Here is a 17,806-nt window from a genome sequence, read left to right as displayed (position 1 = left end):
TTCTCGGCGCTCTTGTTTCGGCCTTCCACGTGCTCTTTCGTGGGCGACCCGAAAGCCGGTCGATGTGAGTGGAAATGGAGTGGACACTCCTTTTTGGTGTTCTTGAAAGCCTTTGTTGGCGGTCGGTGTAAGAATCTCCGGAAAGGCGGGGAAAGTGGTTCTCGGGAATTCCGGGAACCGTGTGCTCCGCCGCGGTGCGGGCCGGGGCGGACCGTGCACGACGAACGGGCCCGGCGCCGCTCTCGGCGGCACCGGGCCCGTCGGCGGGCGATGTCAGGACAGGGTGCGGTCCAGGCGGCTGCCCAGGTCGTCGGCGAGCAGGCGGATGTAGGTCTCCGTGATGTGCCCTGCGTCCCGGTAGACCATCACGTTGCCGATCACCGCTGGGCACACGCCGTCGGTGCAGAACCGGTCGCTGAGGTCGATCAGGTGGGCCTCGTCGCCCAGGGACCGGACGGCTTCCTCCTGCGGGTCGGAGGCGGCGAACGCCTCACCCTCGGTGACCTCGCAGGTGCCCGGATCGTCGGTGTTCGCCGACACGCACTCGACCACGTCGCGCTGGTGGCGCGGGGTGTCCCGGATGGCCACGATCGGGCCCGCGACCTCCGCCACGTCCCCCCACAGGCGGCTCATGCCCCCGGCGATCGCGGATCCGCCCTCCTCGGCCGAGTCGACGCCGACGGGTTTGCTGGTCGTGGACGAGCTGGTGAAGACCAGGTCCGGTTCCAGCTCCGCGAACTCCTCGACGACGGCGCGGTTCCACGTCCGGCACTCCTCGTAGGCGCCGCCCTCGGCGTCCGTGGTCATCGTGTCCGTGAACGCGCAGGACGACTTCGTGTAGAGGTACAGCCGCCACTCCCTCTCCTTCGCCATCTCGTGGAGGGCCGGGAACCACTGGGCGCTGTGGGAGTCCCCGACGATCGCCACCTTCGTCCCGGCGTCCTCCGGCCCGTACACGCAGTGCGCGTCGCCGGGGTCGGTGGCCTCCTTCGACGCCTGGCAGTCGTCGTCGTACAGCAGGGGCACGTCGTCCTCCGCGTTCACGGGGGAGGGGTACGTCCACCGGCCGTCCGGGGCCGCGGACTGCCCGAGCGCGGCCGGGCCGGTGTGGACGGCCGGGTCGAACGTCACCGAACCGGACCGGTCGACCTGCAGGTACGCCGCGCCGCCGACCGCCGCCACCGACACCATGCCCGCCGTGGCCACCGCCAGCGCGGAGCGCCCGCTCCGGACCAGGCCCCGGTCGCGCACGGGGTCCTCCACCCACACCTTCGTCGCCCACGCCAACAGCACGGACAGGCCCGCCACCACGGCGGCGTCCAGGGGACCCAGGCCGTCCCGGCCGGTGAGGACGAGCGCGAAGACGATCAGCGGCCAGTGCCACAGGTACAGGGAGTAGGACATGTCGCCGATCCACCGGGCCGGCGCGGTGACCAGCAGCGCGGACGCGGACAGGCGGCCGGATCCCTGTTCGGCGGCGATCACCGCCGCGCTGCCCAGGACCGGCAGCGCCGCGGCCCACCCGGGGAACGGTGTCGCGTCGTCGTAGGCGACGGCGGAGGCCACGACCGCGGCCAGGCCCAGCCAGCCCAGGGGGAGGCGCACCCGCTCGGGCAGGCTGCCGTGGGCGAGGCCGACGGCGAGCAGTCCGCCCACCGCCAGCTCCCAGGCGCGGGTCGTCGGCAGGAAGTACGCGGACGCCGCCTCCTGCGAGGTCAGCACCACCGAGCAGGCGAACGACAGCACCAGCACCGCCCCGAGGAGCACGGTGAGGGCGCGGGCCGTGGTCCGCAGGCGGCGCCGGGTGAGGGCCCACACCGCGAACAGCAGCGGCCACACCAGGTAGAACTGCTCCTCCACCGAGAGCGACCAGAAGTGCTGGACGGGGCTGGGCGGGGTGTCGGCGGCCAGGTAGTCCACGGCCTGCCGGGCCAGGTAGAGGTTCTCGACGTAGAACGCCGAGGCCGCCAGCTGCCAGGCCGTGTCGGTCAGCCTGGTGACCGGCAGGAGGAAGTACGCGACGACGCCGGTGCTCAGCAGCACCACCGTCGCGGCGGGGAGGAGGCGCCGGACGCGGCGCACGTAGAAACCGCCGATCGACACGCGTCCGTGCGTGGTGGCCTCGCGGTACAGCAGCGACGTGATGAGGAAGCCGGAGATGACGAAGAAGACGTCGACGCCGACGTAGCCGCCGGGGAGGAGGGCGGGGTTCAGGTGGTAGACGAGGACGAGCAGGACGGCGACGGCGCGCAGCCCCTGGACCTCCGGGCGGAACCTGCGTTCGGTCCCGGGACGTGTGGCAAGCATGAGGTGTGCTCCGCGAGCGTGTTCGGGGACGGGCGACCGGAAGGGCCGCGGAACTGGTGATCGCATTCTGTTACGTTCCGGCGACCTGATTCGCGTTCCGAGGCGCTGCGGAGGAAGGTGTTAGCCCAACCTGGGTGGAAAGGACACCTTCCCGTGACCGGATGTTCCCCACACGACCTCCGTGTGGGCGCGTTCCCGGCACACGCGCTCCGAATCTCCGGCACACTGTCGTGTACGGGTGCCACCCCACCGACGGCGCCGCGACCCCGTCGCCGCGTGCCCGGTCACCGGTCCGCGCCCGTCCACCAGAGGGCGCCGGGCAGAGCCCGGTCCGCCGCGGCCGTGTCGCGAGAGGAGGCGCACCGTCACCCCCGTCACACGAGCGCGCCTGATCGCCGCCGCCACCGCGGTGGCCCTCGTTCCTGCCGTGCTGTACCCGCTGATCGGACCCTGGGCCCTGCTGTGGGCTCCGGTCGTGCTGCTGTGCCTGGTGGCCCTCCTGCCGCGTTCGGGCGGAGCGGACACCGCCCCCGGAGAGCCCGACCGCTCCGAACCGGAGCCGGGCCCCGCCCAGGGGAGCACCGGTGAGAGGGGCACCCGGATCCGCCCCGTCGCACTGCGCAGCGCCGTCGACGACCACGACCTGTACTTCTCCGCCACGGTCCACTGGCGCTGGTCCGGCCACGTCGACCTGCGGCTGCGCAACCCCGTGGCCCCGGCGGTCCTCGCCGTCGTGACGCGGGCGTCCGAACTGGCCCGTGAGACCGACCCCGCGTGGGAGGGGATGGCCGAGTGCGAGCTGGCCGCCCGACTCGCGGTCGAGACCGCAGTCCTCGGCAGCGGGGTCGTCGCGTGGGCGGAGGACGTGAGCCTGCGCCTGGCGGACGAGGACACCGAGCGGCTGCGTCGCCTGTCCTCGCTGCGCAAGGACGTCGCGCTGCGCGAGGCGCTGTGCGACGCCGAGGAGGAGCTGGACGAGGCCGCCGCGGCGGTCTCCCCGCCGACCCCGGACCCGTACCCGTTCGTAGAGCTCGACCCCCTGGACGCACCGTTCGGCGACGGAGGGCCGATCCCCGACGGAGCACCGGTCCCGCACCGGGACGGGGACGAGCTCCCACCCGCCGGACCGGGCAACGACGTCGACAGCGAGGGTTTCGAGAGCTACTGGTGGCCCGCCGAGACCGACGGCCACGACGCGGCCGAACGCGACGTCCAGGTCGCGATCATCCGGGGCCTGATCGACGCGGTCGAGGACGACCGCGCCCGTGCGGAGTTCGCCCGCGAGCAGGTGCGCGTCCTGGCGCTGGGGGGCTTCGACGACGTGGCGGACCGCGTCCGCGCGTCGTTTCCGGAACTGGCCGGAGACACGGAGCAGAGCACCGACCGACCGGGCGTCCCCGGAGGCGGGTTCCCGCCCGCGGCCGCCGGGTGACGGCTCCGCGACGCCGTCCCGGCCGAAAAACTCGGCGAGTTGAGAGATTCCGCGACGGTGGACCTGAGCTGCGGTGATTCCGTCCGGGAGCTTGCGCCGACGCGCCCCCGCACCGGTTTTCCCCAGAGAAAGCGCATCTTTACCACGTGTTGGGGTAACACAGCGGTTGAGCATGAAAAAAGTATCTATTTCGTGATTATTTCTCCCCCGTGCCGACCGTTCCCCGTGAGAACGACGCGGAGACGCCCGTGGTCGCGTGAAGGACGCGGCCCGGAGCCCTCGGCACGGTGAGGGCACACGGCCCCGCCGACGGTGCGAGCGCGGTAGGAGCACCGCGGGGACCGGAGCCGGCGGAGTACCCGGCCCCGACCGCCCCGGGGCAACGGTCATGGCGCCGTCGAACGCCGAAGCGACGTGACCGCGCTCGGGAGAACCGCGGCGACGACGCCGCGACGAACCGACAACGCGATCCGACCTCGCCGAGGAGGAGAACCGTGATGAGGAACCCCCTGAGGAAGGCCAGGAGCCTGGCGACGAGGAGGACTCCGCCGGCGAGGCTGCGGCCCAGGGCGCGCACGTCCCCGGGCGTCACCCGCAACCCCCTCCGCAACGTGGGGAACTCCCTGCTGGGGCCGGGACGCCCCGCGCGAGCTCCCAAGCCCGTCAATCCGCTGCGGTTCCCGGCGGGCCGGACCCCTCCGCGCGGCCGACGGCCCCGCAGGAGCCCTCTCCGCTGGCTCAGCGACCTGGGCAGGACCCGCAGGGTTCGGTGACCCGGGCGATCGGGGCGACGCGGCCCCGGGCCCAGAGCTTCCCGTGTCCGGGTGCCCGCCCGGCACACTGAGGCCGGACACGAAGGAAGGAAACGGCCCCGCACGGTTTCGACCGTGCGGGGCCTTCCCGGGGTTCGGTCCCCCGGGCCGAGGGCGCCGAGCCCGTCTAGGACTCGTCCTGCGGGGGTTTGACGACCAGGATCGGCACGGTCACCTCCAGGAGCACCCGCTGCTGCGCCCGGCCCAGCAGCAGCTTCCCCACACTGCTGCGGCTGCGCGTGCCCACCACGAGGAGGACGGGGGAGAGGTCCTCCACGTACTCGATGACGCTTCCCGTGGCGTCGGCCCCCGGCGGGACCGACACGCTGCGCCAGTCCACGTCCGACGGGACCAGCGTCCGCAGACGGGTGTCGAGAGCCTGCCTCTCCAGTTCGACGGCCTGGGGATCCCCGGTCCCGGAGAGCGACGACACGACCGTGAGCGTCGTTGACGTGGGACCGCGCTCGGCGGGGGTGCCCTCCGGCGCCGCGCGAGCCCCGGAACGGGGCGCTGCGGGGGGGAGAGAGAAAGGGCCCGCCCGGGGTTCAGGTGCGGGGCAGGGGCGACTGCGGGCCGCCGACGTCCAGGACCCGGGCCAGGTAGTCGCCGAAGCCCCCGCGGGCGCGCGGGTCCGACCTCGCCGACGTCGTCACGGCCAGGTCGCGGGGACGGCGGACCCGGTGGCCCGCGGACTCCAGCGCGGTCACCAGGGCGTGGTCCTCGGAACAGGGCAGGGGAGGGAAACCGCCGACGTCGAGGTAGGACGACGCCCGGACGCCGAGGTTGGCTCCGTGGACATGGGGGTGTGCCCCGCCCCCTCCGCTCGGATACACCCGGTCGAAGCACTGTTCGGTGCCCGGGAGGCGCGGGGACCAGTCCCGCACCTCCACGGTTCCGACCACGGCGTCGCAGCCACGGGCGTGTCGGAGCTGCTCGGCGATCCAGTTGCGGGGCACGAGCGTGTCCGCGTCGGTCACGGCGAGCCACACCGCGTCGGGTTCGGTGCCCCCCACCAGGCGCAGGGCGTGTTCCGCCCCCGAGCGGCGGGCCGCGCCCACGTTGCGGTGCCGGGAGGTCACCACGTGCGCTCCCGCGGCGCGGGCGATCGACGCGGTCCGGTCCGTGCAGGCGTCGGCGACGACGACCACGTGACGCGCCCGCGCCGGCACGGACGAGGCGTCCATGGCCGCGTCGACCGACCTCAGGCAGTCGCCGAGGAGCACCTCCTCCTGGTGCGCCGGGACCACCACCGCGAGGGCGCGGATCACACCAGCCCTCCGGCCCGGGCGACCGACACCGGCTCCCCGCCGTCCCCTGCCTGGTACAGCTCCAGGAGGAAGTCCTCCTCCACGTGCTCGACCATCCGCACCAGCCCGGGGACCGCCGCCAGCGCGAGGTGCGCGTCGTCGCCCGAGCGCACGTGCTCGGGAACGGTGTGGCGCCAGTGGACGGCGAGGACGGTCCCGCCCGGACCGAGAGACTCCCGTGTCCGGTCGAGGACCGAAGCGAGGTCCGCGTCGTCGAAGTAGTAGAGCAGCTCCGACAGGACGACGAGGTCGAAGGGGCCCTCCGGCCACTCCGCCGGCACGCGTGCCCGCCGGACGAGGACGTTCCCGGCGGCGGCCGACTCCTCCCGTGCCTGGGAGGCGGCCTCCGCCGACCCCTCCCAGGCCAGGACCCGGTCACATCGCGACGCGAGCTCCCCGGTCAGCAGCCCGATCGCGCAACCCGGCTCGAACGCGCGCCCGTAGCGCTCACGTGGCAGGGCAGCCATGCTCAGAGCGCGTTTGCGCTGCTCGTACCACCGGGTCCGGAAACCCCACGGGTCGTCGCAGGAGGAGTACATCGCGTCGAAGTAGGAACCGTCGACCGTCACGTGAACACCACCTCGTGGTCGCGGGCGAAGTGGGCGAGCATCGGGGGTTCCAGGATCGCCCGGTCCGCGGCATCCGGTCCGATCGGGGAGACCTGTGTCGTGAAGGCCCGGATCGCGGCGGCCTTGCGGCGCCGGGCCTCCCCGGCCAGGCCGAGGCGCACCGCCCGGCCCCACGGAAGCGCCCCGTCACCGGGGCGTGTCCAGTGCCATGCCCAGACCGGATAGGACAGGAGCCGGACACCGAGTGCCTGCGCGGCGTCGCGCGCGGCGCGCCCGACGGCCTCGTGATCGGGGTGCGGATCGCCCTCCCACGGCGCCACGCACAGGTCCGAGTCGCGGTACGCCCGGGCCAGCCGCCGTACCAGCTCCGGCTCCCGCCCCGCCACGCCGCCGTCGGGCAGCCGCAGGCGCTCCACCTCGGCCCCGCTCGCCCCGAGGGCCGCCAGGGCCCGCGCGCGTTCGGCCGCGCGCCGGGCGACGAGCTGTTCGCGTGTGAACACGGAGCTGTCCGGATGCGAGGACTCCCCGTCGGTCACCGCCACGACCCGCAGGCGGACGCCGCGGGCGGCGAGCACAGCCAGTCCGCCGCCGAATCCGAGGGTCTCGTCGTCGGGGTGGGGTGCCACGACGACCACCTCGCGCACACCCCCCAGATCCACGCTCGGGACGCGGTCCAGGCCCGGCCACCGCGCCCACTCCTCCTCGGGAGTGCCGGTGGTGTCCGTCGCGCACGGCGACGGTCCGTCAGCTGTCATCCTCATCTCCTCTCCGCGGCCGGGCCGCCAGCGCCCCCAGTGCGGCCAGGTCCCGGTTCGCGTGGTGCTGGCGGAGGTACACCGCCAGGTCGGCCGTGGCGCGCGCGTAGACGGGGTCGTCGGCGAGAGGGCCCGCGCCCAGTGCCTCCTCCGTCCTGCGCAGCGCGGACGCACAGGCCTCGGCGACGACCGCGCGCACGCGGGCGGCGAGCACGGCGGCGCGGTCGCCGTCACGGGGGTGTTCGTCGATCTCGCGGGCGGCGCGGCGCAGCACCGATTCCGCCACGTACAGGTCCCGGTCCACGGCGCCGAACGCGCTGAGCAGATGCGGGTCGGCCCCCTGCCGGGCCGCCCGGTCGGCCAGGGGCCGGGCCACGGCCAGAGCGCCCCCGTACCAGCAGGCGGCGACCCCCGCGCCGCCGTGGTGGAAACCGGGCCTGCGCAGGTAGTCGCCGGGGCCGCCGACCGGTTCGGCGGGCACGCCGTCGAAGCGGACGGTGAGCGTGTCACTGGCCGCCATGCCCGCGGCCGCCCACGTGCCCGGCAGCGTCTCGGCACCCGCCGTGCCCACGGCGAACAGCCCCCTTTCGCCCCCTGCGACATCGGCGCTGACCAGGGCGTGCGTGCAGACGTCGGCTCCGGAGCAGAACGGCTTGGCCCCGTGCAGTTCCCAACCGCCCTCCGACGCGCGGGCCGTCAGGGTCGCGGCGGGGGGATGGGCGGCCCACACGCCCCACACGTCACCGGGCCGGGCGGCCGGCCCGCCCAGCTCCGCCACAATGGCGAGGGCGTCGGTGTGGCCCTCGGCCAGACGGGCCAGGGAGAGGTCCTCTGCGGCGAGGTCGCGCAGGTGTTCCCAGCGCGCCCAGGTGGTGCCGCCGCCGGGAAGCGGCAGGTCGAGTGCGCCCGCCGCGACCTCCGCCACCAGCCTGGCCGCGACCCGGTCCTTGTGCTGCTCCCCGTTCCCGGCCGCCGCCGGTTCCCGCGCCCGCCTGCTCCCGCTCACTGCCTGTGCCGTTCTCACCGGGTCGATCCCCTCCGATGCCGTGTCGGACAAGTCGGGGCCCGGCCGGTGAGCCGGCCGGGCATGCCGTCCGCGGGCCCGCGACGGGGCCTCAGGACCGGACTACTTGGACTCCTCGAGTTTCAGCGCCACCCCGAGCGCGAAGAAGGTCGGCGCCCACTCGCCGACGAACAGCCCCTTGCGCTCGGCGGCGTCCTTGCCGGCGTCCTCCTTCTTCTTGGAGGCCAGCCAGGTCAGAACGGTCAGGCCGATGGACGCGGCCCCCGCGCAGTAGGCCATCTCGGAGGTGACGCCCAGTTCGGACAGCTTGCGGACCATCATGTTGTCTCCCTCGTGGTCGGGTTGCGGGCCGTACCCGTACCCGTGCCGCTGCCCGAGGCCGAACCGGGACAAACCCAAGGGAATTCGTGGATTGGCCTGCGGCGGAGCGGGAACCGGGCGGCGGGACAGGAGCCGGACCGGGCGCAACGGCGGACGGGCGGGTCCGTCCCCGGGCCCAGGCGGGCCGCGCGGAGGGCGTGGCATCCTGGGAGCGACAGGAGCCCGCCCGAGGAGGAGCAGCACCGCATGAGCATCGACGCGTCACAGGGCCGGACGACTCCGGTCATCGGGTCGCTCACCGAGCACACGAGCCTGCGATCCCGGGTGACCCAGGTGCTGCGCGAGGCCATGGTCGCCGGGGAGCTCGAACCCGGCACCATCTACTCCGCCCCGGCGCTGGCCGAGCGCCTCGGCGTCTCCGCCACCCCGGTCCGCGAGGCCATGATGGAGCTGACCCAGGAGGGCCTCGTCGAGACGATCCGGCACCGCGGGTACCGGGTGGTCGAACTCGGCGACGTCGCGCTCGACGAGATCATCGAGCTGCGCGCCCTCATCGAGGTCCCCACGGTCGGACGCGTCGCCGAGAACGCCACCGCCGAGCAGGTCGCCCTCCTGCGTCCGCTCGCCGACCGGCTGGCGGAGACGGCCGCCTCGGGGGAGCTGCGGGAGTTCATCGCCGCGGACACGGCCTTCCACCTCCAACTCCTCGCCATCGCGGGCAACCGGAAGCTCGTCGACGAGGTGCGGCGCCTGCGCGGGATGTCGCGCCTGTCGGCGCTGCGCCGCCTCTACGAGGAGGGGCGCCTCACCGCCACGGCACGGGAGCACCACGCCCTGCTCGACCGCATCGAAGCCCGTGACGCACGGGGCGCCGAAGCGCTCATGAGGCACCACCTCGGGCACGTGCGCGGAGTCTGGGCAGGGCTTCCCGAAGCCTGAAAGACGTCTCGCAGGAGGGGCGCCCCGGGATCGAACCAGGTCACAGGGTTTGCCTAAGTGCAATGTGAAATTGTACGTTGCACTAGTCCCCAGTCTGAGGCCCACGTCACGTCGGCCCTCACCCCAGGAGTTGCACGTGTCCCCGCAACAGTCCACGGTCGGCACACCGGCCACCAACCGCCGGGTGCTGATCGGCAGCCTCAGCGGCAGCACCATCGAGTGGTTCGACTTCTTCCTGTACGCGACCGCCGCCGCGCTCATCTTCGACAAGCAGTTCTTCCCCAACGACGATCCGATGATCTCGTTGATGCTGTCGTACCTGTCGCTGTCGCTGACCTTCTTCATCCGGCCCTTCGGCGGCATCGTCTTCTCCCACATCGGCGACCGCATCGGGCGCAAGAAGACCCTCGTCATCACCCTGTCGCTCATGGGCGGCGCCACCGTGGCGATCGGTCTGCTGCCCAACTACGACCAGGTCGGCGTCCTCGCCCCGGTCCTGCTGATCCTGTGCCGTGTGGTCCAGGGCCTCGCGATCGGCGGCGAGTGGGGCGGCGCCCTCCTGCTCGCCTACGAGTACGCGCCGGAGAACCGCCGGGGCTTCTTCGGCTCCGTGCCGCAGACCGGCATCACGATCGGCATGCTGATGTCCACGGTCGCCTTCGCGCTCGTGAGCCTCCTGCCCGCGGACTCGTTCGAGTCCTGGGGCTGGCGCATCCCGTTCGTCGCCAGCATCGTCCTCGTCTTCGTCGGCCTGTGGATCCGCAAGGGCCTCGCCGAGACCCCCGCGTTCCGCGAGGCCAAGGAGAGCGGCGACGTCGCCAAGCTGCCCATCATCGACACGCTCCGCGACCACTGGCGGTCCGTGCTCGTGGCCATCGGCGCCAAGGTCGTCGAGACGGCGCCCTTCTACATCTTCGCGACGTTCGTCGTCAGCTACGCCACGGGCACCCTGGACATGGAGCAGTCCGTGGTCCTCAACGCCGTGAGCGCCGGCGCCCTCGTCAGCACCCTCGGCATCCTGCTGATGGGCAGGGTCTCGGACCGGTTCGGCCGCCAGGCCGTCTTCCTCACCGGCGCGGTCCTCATCGCCGTCTTCGCGGCCCCCTTCTTCATGCTGCTCGACCTCCGGATGAACTGGGCGGTGTACGCGGCCGTCGTCATCAGCCTCGGCGTCGTGTGGCCCCCGGTCACCGCGACCCTCGGCACCCTGACCTCGGAGATCTTCACGACCCGCGTCCGCTACACCGGCGTGACCCTCGGCTACCAGATCGGCGCGGCCCTCGCAGGCGGCACCGCCCCGCTCCTGGCGACCTGGCTGCTCGCCCGGTTCGACGGCGCCTGGTGGCCCATCGCCGCCTACCTGGTCGTCCTGGCGGCCATCTCGATCTGCGCGGTCTCGCTCTCCGGACGGGTCGTACGCAAGGAGTCCGCGGCGATCGCCGCCAGAGAGAACGACAAGGTGTCCGCATGAACCCCGCACCCACCGGCCTGCCGCTCGTCGACGCGGAGGAGGTCCGCAGCCGGATCAGCCCCTCGCGCGCCCGCAAGCTGATCGAGGCCGCCCTGCTCGACGGCTTCGACCCGGCGGACGACCCGGCCCGCTCCCACGCCGCGGCCGGAGACGGCCACCTGCTGCTCATGCCGTCGACGCTGGGGGGGTGGGTCGGCGTCAAGATCGCCTCCGTGTCGCCGGACAACCCCGGACGGGGCCTTCCGCGCATCCAGGCCGTCTACATGCTCATGGACGCGCGGACGCTGACCCCGCGCCTGCTCGTCGACGGCGTCACCCTCACCTCGCTGCGCACACCGGCCACCTCCGCCGTCGCCGCCGACCGGCTGGCCGCACCGGACGCCACCCGCCTCGTCGTGTTCGGCAACGGCCCGCAGGCGATCTCGCACACCGTGGCGATCGCGGAGATCCGCGACCTCACGAGTGTCCGCCTCGTCGGCCGTACCCCGCACAAGGTCGAGGAGGCGCTCACCGCACTCGCCGGACACGGCATCACGGCGGAGGCCGGAACCTCCGCCGACGTCGCGGACGCCGACATCGTCGTGTGTGCGACGTCCGCCGCCGAGCCCCTGTTCGACGGCTCCCTCGTCCGCGACGGCGCCTGCGTCGTCGCCATCGGGTCCCACGAGCCGGACCGTCGCGAACTCGACGCCGCCCTGATGGGCCGCTCCCTCGTCGTCGTCGAAGAGCGCGGGGCCGCGCTGCGCGAGTGCGGCGACGTGGTGCTCGCGATCGGCGACGGCACGATCACCGCCGAGGAGCTCGTCGGCCTCGCACCGCTCGTGCGCGGGGAGGAGCACCGCAGGACGGACCGCCCCAACGTGTTCAAGGGGTCCGGTATGTCCTGGCAGGACCTCGCGGTCGCGGTGGGCGTGGCCCCCACCGGCTGAGAGCGTTCCAACGGGAGGAGCCCGTCCCGCCGCCCGGTGTCTCCGGGACGGCGGGGCGGGCTCCTCCCTTCCCCCTGCCTGTCCTCCGGAGCTCCGCGGGATCACGGCCGGTGTGGCCGCCCGACCCGCCGGGCAGGGACCCGGACATGCCGGAACCCGAACGCACCGCCGACGGCCGCTACGTCGTGATCAGGGGGCGGCGGTGGCGGGCGAGCGATCCGACCCTGCCGGAGAGCGCGCGCGAGGACCTGGTGGGCCATCTGATGTCGGCCCGCCGGGACGTGGGCACGGCGCTGCGGTCACGGGACCCCGAGGCGGAGCGGCTGGCCCGGTCGCGGGTGGCCTGGGCCAAGGAGGGCCTGGGCGAGCGGGGGACCCCCTGGTGGGAGCTGACCGGCGACGCGCGCCGCCACCGCTGGGAGGAAGCGCTGCGACGCCTCGCGGAGCAGCGGTCTCCGTAGAGCCGCACCGACCGGCAGGCCCGCGCTGCCCGTGTTCGCACTGCCCGTCCCGGTACCGCCCGTGCCCGCACTGTCCGTCCCAGCGCTGACATGGCGCCGTGGAACATGCCCTGAGCAGGCCGAACAGTTTCCCGGCCGTGGTCGCGGGTACATGGGGCGGACACGCTCTCATCACTCCCGAACGGCGACGAACGGGACGGCCGGTGCGGGTCTCCGCGCCGTGGCCGACCGGGCAGGCCACATCCCGGGAGGGCGCAGTGATCGCGGGGTGTGCCCGAACCACTCAGAAGGGTGCTGAGACGGTGAATCGGAGTACTGAGGCGGCTGGGAAGAGCAAGAGCCGGACCACTCGGGACAGCGGCAGACGGATCCGTGAGGACGACGAGTCGGCGCAGGAAGTCGTGGAGTCGAGGCGCGCGCCGGCGAAGCGGGCCGAGCGCGCGGAGATCGTTCCGGAGCCCCGCCGCGAGACCACCGACCGCGACGCCGGGGGCGGGGACACGGACGTGTTCCTCGACGTCCCCATCGTGAAGGTCGACGAGATCGAACTCGAGGTCGAGAACCTGCTGGCCTCCGTCTCGCTCGAGGCCGATGTGCTGGACCTGCTCAAACTGAAGGTGGGGGCGGACGTCGAGCTCGGCCGTGTCCACCTCAACATCAAGGGGGTCGAGGCCCAGGCCCTGCTCAAAGTCCGGCTCGGCAACGTCCGGGACATCATCACGCGGGTCCTGGAGACCATCGATGCGAACCCGCAGATCCTGGAGCACCTGACCCGGGGGGTGGCGTCCACGCTCGACCAGGTCGCGAGCGGCGCCAGTGAGGCCGTGGGGGCGGTGGGCCAGGGCGCGGGTAGCGCGGTGGAGCAGGTCGGCGAGGGTGCGGGGAGTGCTGTGGAGGACGTCGGCCGGGGTGCCGGTAGCGCTGTGGAGGATGTCGGTGAGGGTGCCGGTAGCGCGGTGGAGGATGTCGGCGAAGGCGCGGGTAGCGCGGTGGAGGACGTCGGCGAGGGCACGGGCAATGCTGTGGAGGATGTCGGCGAGGGTGCCGGTAGCGCTGTGGAGGATGTCGGCGAGGGCACCGGAAGTGCGGTCGAGGACGTGGGAGAGGGCGCCGAGGACGCGACCAAGGGCGCCGGAGAGGCGGCGAAGGACGTGGGTGAGGGGGCCGGAAAGGCCACGAAGGACGTGGGAGAGGGAGCCGGAAAGGCCACGAAGGACGCCGGGAAGGCTGTCAAGGGTGCCGGTCGTGGAGCTGGGGGTGCGGCCAAGGGCGCTGCCAAGGGTGCCGGCGGAGCGGCCAAGGGTGCCGCCAAGGGCGCCAGGAACGCGGCCAGGGGCGCGGTCGGCAAGGCGCGGAAGTAGGACGCCGGGACCGCCGCTCCCGGCGGCCGCGGACGTGTGTGCCTGTGAGCGGAGGTGGAGACCGTGAGCGATCGGAAGGAACCCGAGTACGACGTGGAGATCAGTGCCAGCGTGTCCGCGGACGAACTGACGTTCCACGAGGCGCCGGAGGTCAGATCCCGGCACTGGGGGGAGCCCACGTCGGAGGGCGCCGCGGGCAGCGACCGGTCGGGTGTCCCCAGGCCCGTCGAGTCCGGGGTGGTCTACGAGGACATCCGGGTCGACTACCGGCTCGCCAGCCGTATCCGCCCGCCCGAGGGGCAGCCCGAGGAGAAGCCCGCGGACGGCGCCGACGAGGAGGAGTGACCGCTCACCACCCGGTCGGGCTCCGGGGCCCTGCCACGTCAACGGCAAGCAGACGGCGAGAATCGGATTTCACCTATTCCGTTTTCGGTGGAGTACCTGAAACGGCTCCTGGATTTTCCGCGGTCGATGCTTCCCTCGATTCGGGGTGCTCCCGCAGGGTCGGGCGGGGGCGGTCTGTTCTTCGGGCCGTGTTTCGTGAGGGGTGCGCGGGTCCGAAGACGGTTCGGTGTCCGCGGACGGCAAGGCGCGAGGGCGGTGCTGCGGTGGGTGTTTGTTCGCCCTGCGGGGTGGGCTGTTTTCGGTTCGATGTGAACTGATGTTTGGTAGTCGCCAAATAAAGACCGACCGTATGTTCGAGTGCTTCCGGCCAGGTGAGTGGGCTTGCGTGGTGTCCGTGTTTCTGGTGGTAGTAACTGTGGTTTTGGTCCGTATTTATATCGCAGGGGTTTGTGGGTCGCTGTGGAAATTTGGTAACTTCGTTGTTGTTGGGGCGGGGCAAGGATGTTCCGCTCGGATTCTTTTTCGGTCATAGCTGGAATGTGTAGGCACCCCCCGTAATGCGTCGTTCCCTGACCCGCGCGACGGCGGCATGTGCGGCTTACGCCCTGGTCCTTTCGCTGGGGACGGCCGCGCCCGCCGCAGCCGACAAGGATGCCCCCGCCGCCACCGATGGCGCGGCCGTCTCCCAGGAGTGGAGCGGCGAGCCGGGCAGGACCGCCTCGTCCTCCGACGGCGGAGCCCGCAACCCGACCGGATCCGAGGGCACCTCCGCCGCCGACACCTCTCCTGTTCCCGCGCGCTCCGACGGCGGTCGAACAGAGACCGAGAGCTCCTCGTGGACCTACGTGGACCGCGCCTTTCCCGACCGGCCCCACGACGGTGCCGAGACTGCCAGCGTGGGCACGGGGCGCCTCGCATGGGACCGCGTCTACACCCGCAGGGCCCTGTTCCGGTTCCCGGTCGCGCTCGAACCCGGCACCGTCGTGGACTCCGCCGTGCTGCGCGCCGAGGTGGCGTGGTCCTACGACTGCGCCGGCGAATCCTTCACACAGCTGCACCGGGTCGACCCCTTCCACGCCGGGACCACCTGGAACGACCAGCCGACGGCTCGCGCCCTGCTCGACACCCGCACGGTCAGGGGCGGGCAGGCCGCCTGCCCCGTGAGCGGCGGTGTGGAGTTCGACGTGACCGAGGCCTACCAGTGGGCGGTGGACAACGGGGAGTCCCACGTCCACCTGCGGCTCGGTGAGCGCGACGAGTCCGGGACCGCGGCCTGGCGGCGCTTCGACGTCGAGGACGACCCGCCGGTGGTGGTGGTCGACCACAGCACGCCGCGGACCCCGGACCCGACCTCCGGGTCGGCCGGCCTCCCGGACGACCCCCGGCACGGAGCCGCGGGCCCGGGCACGCCCGGGGACGGCGTCGCCGTCCATGACGAGGACGCCCAGAACCCTTCACAGACCCGATCCGCAGGAGGCCCCGCCCTTTCCGGAGACACCGTCCCCGGGACGGGGGGAGCCGACGACGTCCGTGTCCGAGGCCTCGATCCCCGTGGTCGGCTCCGGAGCGGCGGCGCGAGGGTCCGTTCCCAGCGGGGGGAACGGATCGACCGCCCGACCACTCCGGGCAGCCACCGGGATCAGGAGGGGGACACGGACCACAGGGCCCGGGGACCCCCCACCGTCACACCGCTCGGAAACCGCCCCCGGTCCACCGACCGCGGGGAAACGGTCGACAGGCGACGACCCCCCTCTCCCGATGCGCAATCCGACAGGGCGGAGGAACGCATCGGCGGCAGCCCGTGGGAGTCGGGCACGCCGCTCCCGGAGCGCCACGGTGGGTGGGCCCCGGAAGCGGTCGAGGAACCGTGACATCGCCGCACCGGTCACAGGGCACGGTGGCCGCCCGCGGTGAAGGCACGGTTGCGCGCCAGCGAGAGGGACGTTCGTCCCCGAGACCGGACGCCCCCACGGCAGGGCCCCGGCGAAGGCTCTGCCGCAGGCAGCCGTAGTGGTCCGGAACCGCCTGTGTGCACGGGCAGCACACAGGAGGATTCCGGGCCGCCATCGGCGTGCGCGCAGGGACCGGTCCGGTCCTCGTGCGCAGTGTCGAGACGATCCGTCCGTTCACGGACGGCGACGGGCGTATGGGAAGCGCTCTCCGGTTCACGGCCAGGGCGACCGAGGGCGACCGAGGGCGCGGTCCCGCGGGTCGGCCTCGTGCCGGCCGGATCGCGCGACCGGTTCGCCGACGGCCCCGGCGTCGGTTGGCGTGCACGCTCGCGACCGCTGTGGTGCACCCGCGCGGGTGCACCAGGGGGTCGACCCGGAGGGCCGTCCCGTGGATCCTGTGGCGGACTCGTGGTCCTCGCTGGAGTGGGGCCGCAGCGGCCAGGAGAATCCTTGAACGAAGCCCCCATCCATCAAAGCTTCGCTTGTTATCCTTTGATGGATGGTGGTTCGATGAAAGGAAACACTGATGGCCACATGGGAGGGGGCGCACTGGGAGTCCGGTGTCGGCTCCGGGGTGCCGCGCTCGGCACGGCTCTCCGGGCCCTACCAGCGCTACGTCCCCGACGGTATCGACGGCCTTGCCCTGGCGGTCGGCGGAACTCTCTCACGAAGTGTCAACACGGTCGAGCGCAGCATCCGCGCTCTCAACGGCCCGAACGCGGAGAACCTGGCCGGCATCGCGCGCTTCCTCCTGCGCTCGGAGGCCATCGCCAGTTCGCGGATCGAGGGCATCGCACCGTCGGCGCAACAGATCGCACTCGCAGAACTCGGTCAGTCGGAAGCAGTTCGCGGGGTCAGTGAACAGGCTCAACTCGTGGCCAACAACATGACGGTCGTTCGCCGATCGACGACCGAACTCGTCGAAGCGGACACGTTGACGGTCGACCACATCGTCGAACTCCACAGGTCGCTGCTTCCCGACCAGCCCCACCACCACGGGCTGCGCACAGCGCAGAACTGGATCGGCGGGTCGAACTGGAACCCCGTCGAAGCCGACTTCGTCCCCCCGGCCCCCAACAGGGTTCCCGTTTTGATGGCCGATCTCCTCGACTACATGAACGGGGCGGCACACGCCTCGTTGATCCAAGCCGCCGTCGTCCATGCCCAGTTCGAGACGATCCACCCGTTCACCGATGGCAACGGGCGCGTGGGTCGCGCCCTCATCCACACGGTGCTGGCACGACGCGGGCTGACCGAGGACGCAGTCCTTCCGATCAGTCTCGTGCTCGCCACTCTGCGGGACCGTTACGTCGATGGGCTCGGCGCCTATCGACACGACGCGCCGGCAGGGAGCGCGGAGGCGAACGCATCGATCAACGTGTGGCTGGAGACCTTCGTCCAGGCATGCGCCATCGCTGTCGAACAGTCGGTGGCGCTCATTGGACAGATAGACGATCTCCGCACTTCGTGGAACGAACAGCTGTCAGCTCACCGGGAGTCCCTCGGGCGGCGCGCCGTGCCGCGTGCGGACTCGGCCGTGGCACGCCTGATGGGGCGGCTGCCCGAGGCTCCAGTGGTCACGGCAACGACCCTGGCGAGGATCCTCGGTGTCTCGTTCCCGGCGGCGAGCGCGGCCTTGGACGAGCTGCGCCAGGCAGGGATCCTCCAGACCAAGTCGATCGAACGGGGTGCGACCGCCTACCTGGCCCGGGATGTGCTCGACCTGATCACCCTGGCGGAGCGCACACTGGCGAGTACGAGGTTCGACACCAGGGCCTCCACCCCGAATCGTCCAGTGCCGGCGCGCCCCCGAGGCTGACC

16 protein-coding genes are annotated in these 17,806 nt (G+C 72.4%); 9 read left to right on the top strand and 7 right to left on the bottom strand.

What is annotated here, in order from left to right:
- Positions 1-273: 273 nt before the first annotated feature.
- Positions 274-2,307, bottom strand: a complete 2,034-nt coding sequence (locus tag Q8791_RS01025) for an acyltransferase family protein (RefSeq protein ID WP_330089628.1) — start codon at positions 2,305-2,307, stop codon at positions 274-276.
- 409 nt (positions 2,308-2,716) lie between these two features.
- On the opposite strand from Q8791_RS01025, the gene Q8791_RS01020 reads away from it, so the two are divergent.
- Complete coding sequence (locus tag Q8791_RS01020) at positions 2,717-3,739, top strand: hypothetical protein (protein ID WP_330089627.1); 1,023 nt, start codon at positions 2,717-2,719, stop codon at positions 3,737-3,739.
- A 939-nt stretch (positions 3,740-4,678) separates the two neighbouring features.
- Here the strand turns inward: Q8791_RS01020 and Q8791_RS01015 are convergent.
- The 6 genes from Q8791_RS01015 to Q8791_RS00990 form a co-directional block, all read right to left on the bottom strand.
- Positions 4,679-4,984, bottom strand: coding sequence for a universal stress protein (locus tag Q8791_RS01015; protein ID WP_330089626.1), 306 nt, complete (start codon positions 4,982-4,984; stop codon positions 4,679-4,681).
- A 112-nt stretch (positions 4,985-5,096) separates the two neighbouring features.
- Positions 5,097-5,819 carry a glycosyltransferase gene (locus Q8791_RS01010; protein ID WP_330089625.1) on the bottom strand — a complete coding sequence of 241 codons (723 nt, stop codon included), beginning with the start codon at positions 5,817-5,819 and terminating at the stop codon, positions 5,097-5,099.
- Positions 5,816-6,427: a class I SAM-dependent methyltransferase gene (locus tag Q8791_RS01005; RefSeq protein ID WP_330089624.1), complete on the bottom strand. Its 612-nt coding sequence runs from the start codon at positions 6,425-6,427 to the stop codon at positions 5,816-5,818. The genes Q8791_RS01010 and Q8791_RS01005 overlap by 4 nt, the downstream gene beginning before the upstream one ends.
- On the bottom strand, positions 6,424-7,182 hold the full coding sequence (locus Q8791_RS01000) for a PIG-L deacetylase family protein (protein WP_330089623.1): 759 nt from the start codon (positions 7,180-7,182) through the stop codon (positions 6,424-6,426). The genes Q8791_RS01005 and Q8791_RS01000 overlap by 4 nt, the downstream gene beginning before the upstream one ends.
- Entirely contained in the window at positions 7,172-8,206 is a 1,035-nt protein-coding gene (locus Q8791_RS00995; protein ID WP_330089622.1) for an acyl-CoA dehydrogenase family protein, read from the bottom strand. Before Q8791_RS00995 ends, Q8791_RS01000 begins: the two co-directional genes overlap by 11 nt.
- A 102-nt stretch (positions 8,207-8,308) precedes the next feature.
- Positions 8,309-8,524 carry a hypothetical protein gene (locus tag Q8791_RS00990; protein WP_330089790.1) on the bottom strand — a complete coding sequence of 72 codons (216 nt, stop codon included), beginning with the start codon at positions 8,522-8,524 and terminating at the stop codon, positions 8,309-8,311.
- 249 nt (positions 8,525-8,773) lie between these two features.
- On the opposite strand from Q8791_RS00990, the gene Q8791_RS00985 reads away from it, so the two are divergent.
- The 8 genes from Q8791_RS00985 to Q8791_RS00950 all read left to right on the top strand — a co-directional run bounded on the left by Q8791_RS00985 (position 8,774) and on the right by Q8791_RS00950 (position 17,804).
- Positions 8,774-9,466 (top strand): GntR family transcriptional regulator, encoded by a 693-nt coding sequence (locus Q8791_RS00985; protein WP_330089621.1) that lies wholly within the window; start codon positions 8,774-8,776, stop codon positions 9,464-9,466.
- A 136-nt stretch (positions 9,467-9,602) separates the two neighbouring features.
- Positions 9,603-10,937, top strand: a complete 1,335-nt coding sequence (locus tag Q8791_RS00980) for an MFS transporter (protein WP_330089620.1) — start codon at positions 9,603-9,605, stop codon at positions 10,935-10,937.
- Positions 10,934-11,866: an ornithine cyclodeaminase family protein gene (locus Q8791_RS00975; RefSeq protein WP_330089619.1), complete on the top strand. Its 933-nt coding sequence runs from the start codon at positions 10,934-10,936 to the stop codon at positions 11,864-11,866. Before Q8791_RS00980 ends, Q8791_RS00975 begins: the two co-directional genes overlap by 4 nt.
- 146 nt (positions 11,867-12,012) lie before the next feature.
- Positions 12,013-12,327, top strand: a complete 315-nt coding sequence (locus tag Q8791_RS00970; RefSeq protein ID WP_330089618.1) for a hypothetical protein — start codon at positions 12,013-12,015, stop codon at positions 12,325-12,327.
- Between the two features lie 302 nt (positions 12,328-12,629).
- Entirely contained in the window at positions 12,630-13,688 is a 1,059-nt protein-coding gene (locus Q8791_RS00965) for a hypothetical protein (protein WP_330089617.1), read from the top strand.
- Between the two features lie 63 nt (positions 13,689-13,751).
- Positions 13,752-14,033, top strand: a complete 282-nt coding sequence (locus Q8791_RS00960) for a hypothetical protein (protein WP_330089616.1) — start codon at positions 13,752-13,754, stop codon at positions 14,031-14,033.
- A gap of 557 nt (positions 14,034-14,590) precedes the next feature.
- A complete protein-coding gene (locus tag Q8791_RS00955) occupies positions 14,591-15,904 on the top strand; it encodes a DNRLRE domain-containing protein (RefSeq protein WP_330089615.1) in 1,314 nt (437 codons plus the stop codon).
- Positions 15,905-16,511: 607 nt separating this feature from the next.
- Entirely contained in the window at positions 16,512-17,804 is a 1,293-nt protein-coding gene (locus tag Q8791_RS00950) for a Fic family protein (protein ID WP_330089614.1), read from the top strand.
- Positions 17,805-17,806 lie beyond the last annotated feature (2 nt).

Source organism: Nocardiopsis codii (genome assembly GCF_036327455.1).
GTDB lineage: Bacteria > Actinomycetota > Actinomycetes > Streptosporangiales > Streptosporangiaceae > Nocardiopsis > Nocardiopsis codii.
This window is presented reverse-complemented; position numbering and strand designations above follow the sequence as displayed.

Excerpts from the sequence above, each read along its gene's own strand:
- Q8791_RS01025 (WP_330089628.1), bottom strand. The coding sequence starts at position 2,307 with ATGCTTGCCACACGTCCCGGGACCGAACGCAGGTTCCGCCCGGAGGTC.
- Q8791_RS01000 (WP_330089623.1), bottom strand. The coding sequence starts at position 7,182 with ATGACAGCTGACGGACCGTCGCCGTGCGCGACGGACACCACCGGCACT.
- Q8791_RS00990 (WP_330089790.1), bottom strand. The coding sequence starts at position 8,524 with ATGGTCCGCAAGCTGTCCGAACTGGGCGTCACCTCCGAGATGGCCTAC.
- Q8791_RS00985 (WP_330089621.1), top strand. The coding sequence starts at position 8,774 with ATGAGCATCGACGCGTCACAGGGCCGGACGACTCCGGTCATCGGGTCG.
- Q8791_RS00975 (WP_330089619.1), top strand. The coding sequence starts at position 10,934 with ATGAACCCCGCACCCACCGGCCTGCCGCTCGTCGACGCGGAGGAGGTC.
- Q8791_RS00970 (WP_330089618.1), top strand. The coding sequence starts at position 12,013 with ATGCCGGAACCCGAACGCACCGCCGACGGCCGCTACGTCGTGATCAGG.
- Q8791_RS00955 (WP_330089615.1), top strand. The coding sequence starts at position 14,591 with ATGCGTCGTTCCCTGACCCGCGCGACGGCGGCATGTGCGGCTTACGCC.
- Q8791_RS00950 (WP_330089614.1), top strand. The coding sequence starts at position 16,512 with ATGGCCACATGGGAGGGGGCGCACTGGGAGTCCGGTGTCGGCTCCGGG.